The 10250-nt window shown below is 70.4% G+C and carries 6 protein-coding genes and 1 tRNA gene; 4 read left to right on the top strand and 3 right to left on the bottom strand.

The features are described 5' to 3' along the window. Positions 1 to 361 precede the first annotated feature (361 nt). The 4 genes from gyrB (at position 362) to NBW84_RS18150 (ending at position 6811) form a co-directional block, all read left to right on the top strand. Positions 362 to 2296: a DNA topoisomerase (ATP-hydrolyzing) subunit B gene (gene gyrB, locus NBW84_RS18165; RefSeq protein ID WP_250285928.1), complete on the top strand. Its 1935-nt coding sequence runs from the start codon at positions 362 to 364 to the stop codon at positions 2294 to 2296. A 144-nt stretch (positions 2297 to 2440) separates the two neighbouring features. Then, positions 2441 to 4957 carry a DNA gyrase subunit A gene (gene gyrA / locus NBW84_RS18160; protein ID WP_250285927.1) on the top strand — a complete coding sequence of 839 codons (2517 nt, stop codon included), beginning with the start codon at positions 2441 to 2443 and terminating at the stop codon, positions 4955 to 4957. Positions 4958 to 6149: 1192 nt separating this feature from the next. Beyond that, a complete protein-coding gene (locus tag NBW84_RS18155; protein WP_250285926.1) occupies positions 6150 to 6653 on the top strand; it encodes a DUF3566 domain-containing protein in 504 nt (167 codons plus the stop codon). A gap of 84 nt (positions 6654 to 6737) precedes the next feature. Beyond that, positions 6738 to 6811: transfer RNA gene (locus NBW84_RS18150), tRNA-Ile, on the top strand. 3 nt (positions 6812 to 6814) lie between these two features. On the opposite strand, the gene NBW84_RS18145 is transcribed toward NBW84_RS18150, so the two are convergent. The 3 genes from NBW84_RS18145 to NBW84_RS18135 all read right to left on the bottom strand — a co-directional run bounded on the left by NBW84_RS18145 (position 6815) and on the right by NBW84_RS18135 (position 10025). Continuing rightward, positions 6815 to 8056, bottom strand: coding sequence for a tyrosine-type recombinase/integrase (locus tag NBW84_RS18145; protein ID WP_250285925.1), 1242 nt, complete (start codon positions 8054 to 8056; stop codon positions 6815 to 6817). Continuing rightward, complete coding sequence (locus NBW84_RS18140; RefSeq protein WP_250285924.1) at positions 8053 to 8415, bottom strand: helix-turn-helix domain-containing protein; 363 nt, start codon at positions 8413 to 8415, stop codon at positions 8053 to 8055. Before NBW84_RS18140 ends, NBW84_RS18145 begins: the two co-directional genes overlap by 4 nt. A gap of 107 nt (positions 8416 to 8522) precedes the next feature. Continuing rightward, on the bottom strand, positions 8523 to 10025 hold the full coding sequence (locus NBW84_RS18135; protein WP_250285923.1) for a replication initiator: 1503 nt from the start codon (positions 10023 to 10025) through the stop codon (positions 8523 to 8525). Between the last annotated feature and the right edge of the window lie 225 nt (positions 10026 to 10250).

The following is a 10250-nucleotide window of genomic DNA, read 5'->3' as shown; positions in this document are numbered from 1 at the left end:
AAAGACGGCATACGAGTTTGCCTCTTGTCTCGTGGGCTCGGAGATGTGTATAAGAGCCAGGCCCGTGGCGTTGGGCCACGACCGCCCGGGCGCCCGCCGCACCCCCGGCCCGTGATCGGGCGTCGCGGGCATCCCGGGCGTCCGGGGTGTTCCGGAGGCTGCCCGCGGCCCGCACGCAGGGTCTCCGGATCGCCCACAGGCGTCGTGCGGGTAACCCCTGCGTACGGGGGTTCGATGGAAAGCTGTTCGGGACGCTGCGCGGATGCCAGGGGCCACCCCGCGTCCTTCTGGCCGATACGCCAGGTAGACTCAGGAGACGCTTCTCGCGTTATGCGCAGTTGAGGACGAGGGGACATACCGCGTGGCCTACGACGCAAGTTCGATCAAGGTTCTTGAGGGTCTCGACGCGGTTCGCAAGCGTCCGGGTATGTACATCGGCTCCACCGGCGAGCGTGGTCTCCATCATCTCGTCTACGAGGTTGTGGACAACGCTGTGGACGAAGCGCTGGCCGGCTACTGCGACACGATCGGTGTGACCCTGCTCGCCGACGGCGGTGTCCGGGTCTCCGACAACGGCCGTGGCATCCCGGTAGGCGAGCATCCGACGGAGAAGCGCCCGGCGGTCGAGGTCGTCCTGACCACGCTGCACGCCGGGGGGAAGTTCGACGGCAAGTCGTACGCGGTCTCCGGCGGTCTGCACGGCGTCGGCGTGAGCGTGGTGAACGCCCTGTCCACCCGGCTCGAGGTGGAGATCCGCCGGGAGGGCTTCACCTGGTTCCAGCCGTACGAGAACACCCGTCCGGCCGCGCCGCTGGCCAAGGGCTCCCCCACCAGGAAGACCGGTACGACCGTCACCTTCTGGGCCGACGACACGATCTTCGAGACGACCGACTACAAGTACGAGATCCTCTCCCGCCGGCTGCAGGAGATGGCGTTCCTGAACAAGGGGCTGACGATCAACCTGCGGGACGAGCGTCCCGAGGAGCCCCTCGCGGTCACCTACCGCTACGCCGGCGGGCTCGTCGACTTCGTCGAGCACCTCAACGCCAGCAAGGACCCGATCCACAAGACCGTCATCTCGCTGGACTCCAAGGGCACCGGCATCGAGGCCGAGCTCGCGATGCAGTGGAACGCCGGCTACAACGAGTCGGTCTACACGTTCGCCAACACCATCAACACCCACGAGGGCGGCACCCACGAGGAGGGCTTCCGCGCGGCGCTGACCAGCGCGGTCAACGCCTACGCCAAGGACCAGAACCTGCTCAAGCCCCCGAAGGCCAACGGCAAGAACCCTGACGAGCGCCTCGCCGGCGACGACATCCGCGAGGGCCTGACCGCGATCATCTCGGTGAAGCTGGCGCAGCCGCAGTTCGAGGGCCAGACCAAGACGAAGCTCGGCAACAGCGAGGCCAAGCGGTTCGTCCAGGAGATGTGCTATTCGGCGCTCAAGGACTGGCTCGAGGCCAACCGGGTCGAGGCCCGGGCGATCGTCAGCAAGGCGCTGGACGCCCAGCGGGCGCGGATCGCCGCCCGTGCCGCCCGCGACCTGACCAGGCGCAAGGGCCTGCTCGGCGGCACCGGCCTGCCCGGCAAGCTCGCCGACTGCCAGTACACCGACCCGGAGCGCTGCGAGCTCTACATCGTCGAGGGTGATTCGGCCGGCGGCTCGGCCAAGGGCGGCCGGGACTCGAAGTTCCAGGCGATCCTCCCGCTGCGCGGGAAGATCCTCAACGTGGAGAAGGCCCGCATCGACCGGGTGCTGAAGAACACCGAGGTCCAGGCGCTGATCCAGGCGCTCGGCTGCGGCATCCACGACGACTTCGACGCCAGCAAGCTCCGCTATCACAAGATCGTCCTGATGGCGGACGCGGACGTCGACGGCCAGCACATCCGCACGCTGCTGCTGACACTGCTGTTCCGGTTCATGCGCCCGCTGGTCGAGGCCGGCTACGTCTTCCTCGCCCAGCCGCCCCTTTACAAGATCAAATGGGGCCGGGAGGACTGGCAGTACGCCTACTCCGACCGGGAGCGCGACGGCCTGATCGAGCACGGCATCGAGGCCGGCCGCAAACTGCCCAAGGACGCCATCCAGCGCTTCAAGGGCCTCGGCGAGATGAACGCCACCGAGCTGTGGGACACCACCATGGACCCGGACCGCCGCATCCTGCTGCAGGTGACCCTGGACGACGCCGCCGTGGCGGACGAGCTGTTCTCCGTCCTGATGGGCGAGGACGTCGACGCCCGGCGCTCCTTCATCCAGCGCAACGCCAAGGACGTCCGTTTTCTTGACATCTGACCGGCCGCGGGGCGCGCGGCCGCGGGCGCCGCGGCGAGCTGGCCGGCGGCGGTCCGTCGGCTCGGCACCCCGGATGTCCGGTTACAGACAGTTTGTACCATGTACGGCTGACCACCCGCACCATCCCTGTATGGAAGGACCCGCGTGACCGACGTACTACCTCCGCCGCCCGGCGACCGGGTCGAGCCCATCGGCATCGAAGTCGAGATGCAGCGGTCGTACCTCGACTACGCGATGTCGGTCATCGTCGGCCGGGCGCTGCCCGAGGTCCGGGACGGCCTCAAGCCGGTGCACCGCCGCGTCCTGTACGCGATGTACGACGGTGGTTACCGCCCGGACCGGGGCTACTTCAAGTGTTCGCGCGTCGTCGGTGACGTCATGGGTAACTACCACCCGCACGGCGACTCGGCGATCTACGATACCCTGGTGCGGCTCGCCCAGCCCTGGTCGCTGCGCTACCCGCTGGTCGACGGTAACGGCAACTTCGGCTCCCCGGGCAACGACCCGCCGGCCGCCATGCGCTACACCGAGTCACGGCTGGCGCCGCTGGCCATGGAGATGCTGCGCGACATCGACCAGGACACGGTCGACTTCGCCCCGAACTACGACGGCCGCTCGCAGGAACCGACGATCCTGCCCAGCCGTTTCCCGAACCTGCTGGTCAACGGCGCCGGCGGCATCGCCGTCGGGATGGCCACCAACATCCCCCCGCACAACCTGCGGGAGGTCGCCGACGGCGTGAAGTGGTTCCTCGCGCACCCGGACGCCAGCGACCCCGAGCTGCTCGAGGCCCTGCTCGATCTGATCAAGGGGCCGGACTTCCCCACCGCCGGCCTCATCGTCGGCCGCCAGGGCATCGAGGACGCCTACCGCACCGGCCGCGGCAGCATCCGGATGCGGGCGGTGGTGCAGGTCGAGGAGAACAAGGGCCGCACCCAGCTCGTCGTCACCGAACTGCCGTACCAGGTCAACCCGGACAACCTCGCGGAGAAGATCGCCGAGCTGGTCCGGGACAACCGCATCAGCGGGATCTCCGACATCCGGGACGAGACCTCCGCGCGTACCGGCCAGCGCCTGATCATCGATCTCAAGCGGGACGCGGTCGCGAAGGTCGTCCTGAACAACCTGTACAAGCACACCCAGCTGCAGGACACCTTCGGCGTGAACATGCTGGCGATCGTCGACGGGGTGCCGCGCACCCTGCGGCTGGACCAGATGGTGCGGTACTACGTCGACCACCAGGTCGACGTGATCGTCCGGCGGACCCGCTACCAGCTGCGCAAGGCCCGCGAACGCCTGCACGTGCTCGAGGGCCTGCTGATCGCCCTCGACCACCTGGACGAGGTGATCAACCTTATCCGCAACGCCGAGTCGGCGGACGCCGCGCGCGGACAGCTGATGGACCGGTTCTCCCTGTCGGAGATCCAGGCGGTCGCCATCCTGGACATGCAGCTGCGCCGGCTCGCCGCACTCGAGCGTCAGAAGATCATCGACGAGGCGGCCGAGCTGCGGGCGAAGATCGCCGAGCTCGAGGCGATCCTGGCCTCACCGGCCCGCCAGCGGGAGATCATCGGCGAGGAGCTCACCGAGATCGTCGACCGGTTCGGCGACGAGCGGCGGACCAGGCTCGTCCCGTTCGAGGGCGACATGTCCGTCGAGGACCTCATCGCCCGCGAGGACGTCGTCGTCACCGTCACCCGCGGCGGCTACGCCAAGCGCACCAAGACCGACCTGTACCGCTCACAGCGCCGCGGCGGCAAGGGCGTCCAGGGCGCGGCCCTGCGCGAGGACGACATCGTCGAGCACTTCTTCGTCACCACCACCCATCACTGGCTGCTGTTCTTCACCAACAAGGGACGGGTGTACCGGGCCAAGGCGCACGAGCTGCCCGAGCAGGCCCGCACCGCCAAGGGCCAGCACGTGGCGAACATCCTCGCGTTCGGCCAGGACGAGCGCATCGCCGAGGTCATGGCGATCAAGGACTATGAGGCGGCCCCGTACCTGGTGCTTGCGACCAGGCGGGGGCTGTGCAAGAAGACCGCGCTGGCCGAGTTCGACTCCAACCGCTCCGGCGGCCTCGTCGCGATCAACCTGCGGGACGACGACGAGCTCATCGCCGCCCGGCTCGTCTCCGCCGGCGACGACCTGTTGCTGGTCAGCCGGCAGGCGCAGTCCATCCGCTTCCACGCCGACGACGAGCAGCTGCGCCCGATGGGGCGGGCCACCTCCGGCGTCATCGGGATGCGTTTCGACAGCGACGACGAGCTGCTCGCGATGGAGGTCGTCCCGCCGGAGTCGGAGGCGAACCTGCTCGTCGCCACCAGCGGCGGCTACGCCAAGCAGACGTCGCTGGGCGAGTACCCGGTGCAGGGGCGTGGCGGCAAGGGCGTCCTCACCGCGAAGATCGTCTCTACCCGTGGTGGCCTGGTCGGCGCACTCGTGGTCAGCCCGGACGACCAGCTCTACGCGATCACGTCCAACGGTGGTGTGCTGCGGACGATCGCGCGCGACGTCCGCCGGGCCCAGCGGCAGACCATGGGGGTCCGTCTCATCGATCTCGAAGCCGGCGTACAGGTCGTCGGAGTAGCACGTAATGCCGATGCGGAAGACAACGCCAACGGCGGGCCGACAGCCGCTCCCGGCGGGGGAAACCCGGCCTGAGGACGGATGACCGGCGGCCGGGCGGCAAGGCGGGAGATGGACCGTGAGCGACAGCGACGACGACCGGACCACCCGGTCACCGGCCTTCCGTGGATCTTCTCCGCCGCGGCCGGAGCAACAGCCCGAACGGGCCGGGGAACCCCGTAACGACCAGCGCGCCGCGTCGGGCCAGGCCCGCTCCGGCCCGGGCGCGACAAAACCCGCGACGTCCTCCACATCCTCCACGTTCCCGACGCCTCCGGCGCCGGGAACATCATCGGGCTCCGGGGCCGGGACAGGCCCCGCAGCGGCCCCGGAGCCGCAGGACGACGGGACACAGGCGCAGAAGCCGGCCTCGGTGCTGCGGGAACTGCGGATGCCGCGGGAGACCCGAGGCAGCCGGGACACCCGCGGCGCCAGAACCACGCAGCGTGCGGCCCCCGGCCCGTCGGCGTCCCCGTCCCCCCGGCCGGCCGCGCCGAGGACGGACACCGGCTCCCAGCCCGGCCGGGGGGACGGGAAGACGGCGGCCACCGGCCCGAACACCGCTACCAGACGCCAGGCTCCGGCTCGGCCCGGGAGCTCCACCGCCGCCTCGGCGCCTTCTTCGGGCCTGTCGGGCACCGCGGGCCCGCGGCCGGGCGTGTCGTCCGCGTCGGCATCGCCGACGTCGGCCGCCGCTGGTTCGACAGGCCTGGCCGGGCCTGCCACCAGCGCGTCGAGAGGGGCACGCGGGCCACGCCCGACCACGTCCGGCAGCGTGGACGGCGCCGCGTCCGGCGAACCGGCCGCACCGCGTCCAGCGGCAGGATCTCCCACCGTGACCGACAGCGTCGACACGGAGGCCATCGCCCTGGCGTCCGCTTCGACCTCCACCGGCGGGCGGCCCCGCTCCGACTCGGACACGATCTCGCTGCGCCGGCCGGCGAAGAAAACCGGCGGCTCAACCGGTACCGGCGTGTCGCCGGCCGCCCGTCCGGCAACTGACGGCCAGGTCACGCGCGCCGCGCCGGGCGGGGATGCTGGTGGTGTGGGACAGTCGAAACGTGGACCGGCGGCCGCGGCGGCGCGGGCCCCGGAGACGGAGGCCTTCAAACGGGTGGACGGTGGACATCCACGCAGTGACGATCGGGCAGCGCCCGCATCATCTGATCGTCGTGCCACAACGGGCCCACTGGCGCGTGGCGGGGGCACCGGCACTCGGGATCCCCTCGTGAAGCGGCCAGCCGACCCCTCCGGCGCGGGCGCGTCCGGCACCTCCCAGGTCCCCGTGCGGGAACGGGGCGGGGTGAAGGAGCCGGCGGCCACCGGGCCGATGACAGGCACCGCCACCGGGCCGTCCACCATGCGCCCACCCGGGCAGGGACGGCGGGCCCGGCTGCGCATCACCCGGGTCAACCCCATGTCGGTGGCCCAGCTGACGTTCGCGTTCTCCCTCTGCGTGTTCGTCGTACTGATGATCGCCGCTGCCGTGCTGTGGTTCGTGCTGAACTCGATCGGCGTCTTCGACAGTGTCGTGGAAGCGGCGGACACGCTCACCGACGGCAGCAACGGCGGCGTACGCGCCTGGTTGTCGTTCACCAGAGCCATGGAGATCGGCCTGCTCGTCGGCGCGATCAACGTGATCCTGATGACGGCACTGGCGACCCTGGGCGCGCTACTCTACAACCTGTGCACCGAGATGGTCGGCGGTATCGAAGTCACCCTGGGCGACTAGCCGCGACACGTCGACCCCTGACGGGCTTCCAGCCCGGGTGCCTGCCCGAACATCCCACGCATCCGGTACTGTGGAGCCCAGCAAGGACCTGTAGCTCAGTCGGTCAGAGCGCTTCCCTGATAAGGAAGAGGCCGGTGGTTCAAGTCCACCCAGGTCCACCCTTACGCCGCAGGCTTTTCTCCCTCACTTTCTTCTTCGACCAGCGGCGATTCTTCCTCCTCGTGCACGGATTCGTGCACCGGCCCGTCCAAAACCGGCTCTGCCGGACCGAAAATCGCCTCCGCGACGAGGCGCGCGGCGGCAGCGTCCATACCCGCGATCACATGGCTGTAGATCTTCAGCGTGAACGCGACGTCGGCATGCCCGAGCCGTTCCGACACGATCTTCGGGTGGACGTCGGACTTCAGCGCGGCCGTGGCGTAGCTGTGTCGGACGTCGTGTAGCCGGATCACCGGCAGCCCGGCGGCCCTGGCGTGCTTCTGGAACCGGTCGGTCACCGTGTCCGGGTGGATCTCGCTACCGTCCGGCCAGCAGAACAGCAGATCGGTGGTGTGCCCGACCTGCTTCCGCTCCTCCTCCCAGATCTCGATATGCGCGCGCAGCGCGGCCAGCGTCAGCGGATCGAGCGCTCGGGGACGCTGCCCGGACTCGGTCTTCGTCTCCGACTCCACGGCCCGGCCGTCGACGACCACCCGTGGCACGGCCGGGACGACCGTGGCCGCCTTCAGGTCGATGTCCTCGCGGCGCAGCCCGACCACCTCACCCCGGCGCATGCCCGTGGTCACCACCAGCAGATACAGCGCGTAGAGCCGATCACCCCGGATGTACTCGACGAACGCGCGCAGCTGCTCCGGTGTCCACACCGTGGGCCGGCGCCGGCCCACCCGCGGTGGTTGCGCGTCCTCCGCCACGTTGCGCGCCACGTAGTCCCACCTCACCGCATCCGCCAGCGCGCGGTGCAACATCCGGTGCACCGTCGCCACCGTCGACGGCGACAGGCCCGGCTTCTGCTCCGCCCGCCGATGCACCCGACCCTCATCGAGCAGGTGCGCGTACAACAGGTTCAGCCGCACCGGCGTGAGCTCCCGCAACGCGGTCTCCCCGATGATCGGCGTGACGTAGGCCCGGAGCAGGTTGCCGTACTTCACCCACGTCGTGGGGCGCATCCCCGCCTTCATCGCCGCGTGCCACTCGTCCAGGAACGCCCCGACGGTACGGCGGGACACCTTCACGTGCCGGCCCGACTCGTAGGCAGCGATCGAATCCCGCAACGCCTTCTCCGCCTCTTTGCGGGTCGCGAACCCGCCCCGGCCGGTCTGCCGCCGCTTGCCAGTCAGCGAATCCGGATCGACGTCGTGCCGGTAGGCCCACTTACCGTCCTTGCGGTAGGCGCTGCCCTTCATGCGGCCGCTCCGTCCGGGGTCAGGATCGCGCGCAGACCGGCGGTGACGATGAAGACCCGGCCCCCGAGCCGGCGGGAGGGCAGTTCCCCGGACGAGGTCAGCCGGTAGGCGCCGGCCCGGGAGAGACCCAGCAGCCCGGCCGCCCGCTCCACCGAGATCAGTGCGGGCAGGCCGTCGAGCGGGTCGGGGCCCGCCGGTGCCGTGGTGGCCGGGACGGCGGCCAGGCGCGGCCGGGCCTGTTCCGCCAGGTAGGCGTCCAGCCGGTCGGCGAGTGCCCGCAGCTCCGCGGGCAACGTGGCGATGTGGTCCGGCGTGGCCTCACCGGCGGCGGACTCCCGGGGCGGGATGCGAAAAGGCATTCTGGGTGTGCTCCTTGTCGGGGAGTGCGTCCCGGCGCGGTTGCTTGGCATGCGAGGCGTCGGGGCGCGACGGCGGAAATGTCGTCGGGCCGGCCGGCAGGTGGCGGTCATGCTGTCTGTCGGCCGGTTCGAGTGGCCTCGCGGCGTGAGCGGGCTTGGTCGGCGGCCATGTCGGCGAGCATCCGGTCGCCGGTGCGGGCGTAGCCGGACGCCTGGTACCGCCAGGCGGCGAGGGTGATGACTTGGTCGTCGTCTTCCGGCCGGCCCCAGGCGTCGAGCGGGGTGCGTTCCTCGCCGGTACGGGTATGGGTGCGGGCCCAGGTACGGCGGCGTTCCCGGCAGGCGGCGAAGGTCGTGGAATAGGTCCGGCTTTTGGTGATCCAATGGCCGTTGAAGCCGAATTGGTGGGCCCACCGGTCCATGCCGAGGTCGGCGAAGTCGGCGCGTAGCGCCAGCCGCCAGGACGCCCGGACGAGTTCGGCGTGATGGTCCGGGAGCAGCAGGAGCCGGGTGGTCAGGTCGTCGGGGGTGCGGATGCGGCTGTCGAGGGCGCCGGAGGTGGTGACGGATTTCGTGACGTACTTGGCGAGGTAGTTGCCGACGGTGGCGGGGGTGAGGTCGCCGCCGTCGACGGTGAGGGGGCGGGTGTCGGCCTGGTCGCCCCAGCGGGCGGCGAGCATCGGCGGGCGGGGTGTCGGGGTGGGGACGAGGCGGGTGGGCAGGGTGTAGCGGTGCGGGTCGGGGCAGGGCTGTTCGGCGCGGCGGACCGCCCAGCGCCAGCAGGCCGCGAGTAGCTCGGCGGTGGCCCAGGCCGGTGGGGGTGCCCAGTAGCCGCGGTGGGTGGTGGCGTCGTCGAGGCGGAGGACGGCGTGGAAGTGGACCGCGCCGCGGGCCTGCATTTCGGCGACTTTGATGTAGCTGATCCGGACCTGGCGGCGGGTTTTTCGTTCGGTGCGGTCGGTGAGGAAGGCGAGGCGCCGGTAGGTCAGGTCGATGGTGCGTTTCCATAGCCGGGCGGCGTGGCGGTTCCAGACGACCAGGCCGGCGAGGTCGTAGCAGTCCAGGCAGATCGGGGCGCCGATGCGGGGGTCGTCGTCGGGGTGGACGAGGTGGCAGCCGCGGGGGCGGCCGTGGGGGCAGCGGCCGGGGTAGGGCCGGCAGACCTGGGCGGGGCCGTGGTTGGCCCGGCGGGAGTGCACCGGGCCGAACGACGGGGCGGTCACGGTGACGAACAGCCCGGGATGCTGGGCGATCGTGTCGGGAATCTCCAGGCCACCGGCGAGACCGGCGTGGACGATCTGCCAGGCGTCCCCGGCGTACAGGTACGAGCAGGACGGGCAGACGGTGGCCCGCCGGTTTCCGCAGGGCACGAGGATGGTGCCGTCCGGCAGGGCGGCGGAGTCGAAGGTCCGGCGGATTTCCCCGGTCGCGGTGTCGGCCTGGTCGATGGTGCCGGCCAGGCGGATCGGGTGCGCGCAGCCGTTGACGCGCCGGATCTGGTCCCACAGCGTGGAAAACGTGCCGTCGGCGATCCGGTCGGCGGCAGCGGTGAGAAGGTCGGGAACCACGGGAAGCGCTCTCTTCTTGGCCGGGAAACGACCGCTCGGCATGGTTTCCCTTCCCATCCCGGACAGGGCATGGAAAAGGGAAAGTGGCGAGGAAGGGACCGAGAAGAGAGTTTTTTATGTTTTATGCCGCGCATGACGGAAGGGCCGCCACGGCCCGACCCTACGCTTCAGGCTGCACACCACGACGTGCGCAAGATTTTGTGTTGTGTGGTCCCACCGACGCCAACGGCCGGACGGGTCGGGCTGTTCCGAACCTTCGGTCAAGGG

This window comes from Protofrankia sp. CiP1_Cm_nod2, from assembly GCF_920664355.1.
Classification (GTDB): Bacteria; Actinomycetota; Actinomycetes; order Frankiales; family Frankiaceae; genus Protofrankia.
The sequence above is the reverse complement of the archived record's forward strand: the minus strand, read 5'-3'. Positions and strand labels throughout refer to the sequence as shown.

Coding starts and splice junctions, on each gene's coding strand:
- NBW84_RS18145 (WP_250285925.1), bottom strand. CDS start 8,056: ATGAAGGGCAGCGCCTACCGCAAGGACGGTAAGTGGGCCTACCGGCAC.
- NBW84_RS18140 (WP_250285924.1), bottom strand. CDS start 8,415: ATGCCTTTTCGCATCCCGCCCCGGGAGTCCGCCGCCGGTGAGGCCACG.
- NBW84_RS18135 (WP_250285923.1), bottom strand. CDS start 10,025: ATGCCGAGCGGTCGTTTCCCGGCCAAGAAGAGAGCGCTTCCCGTGGTT.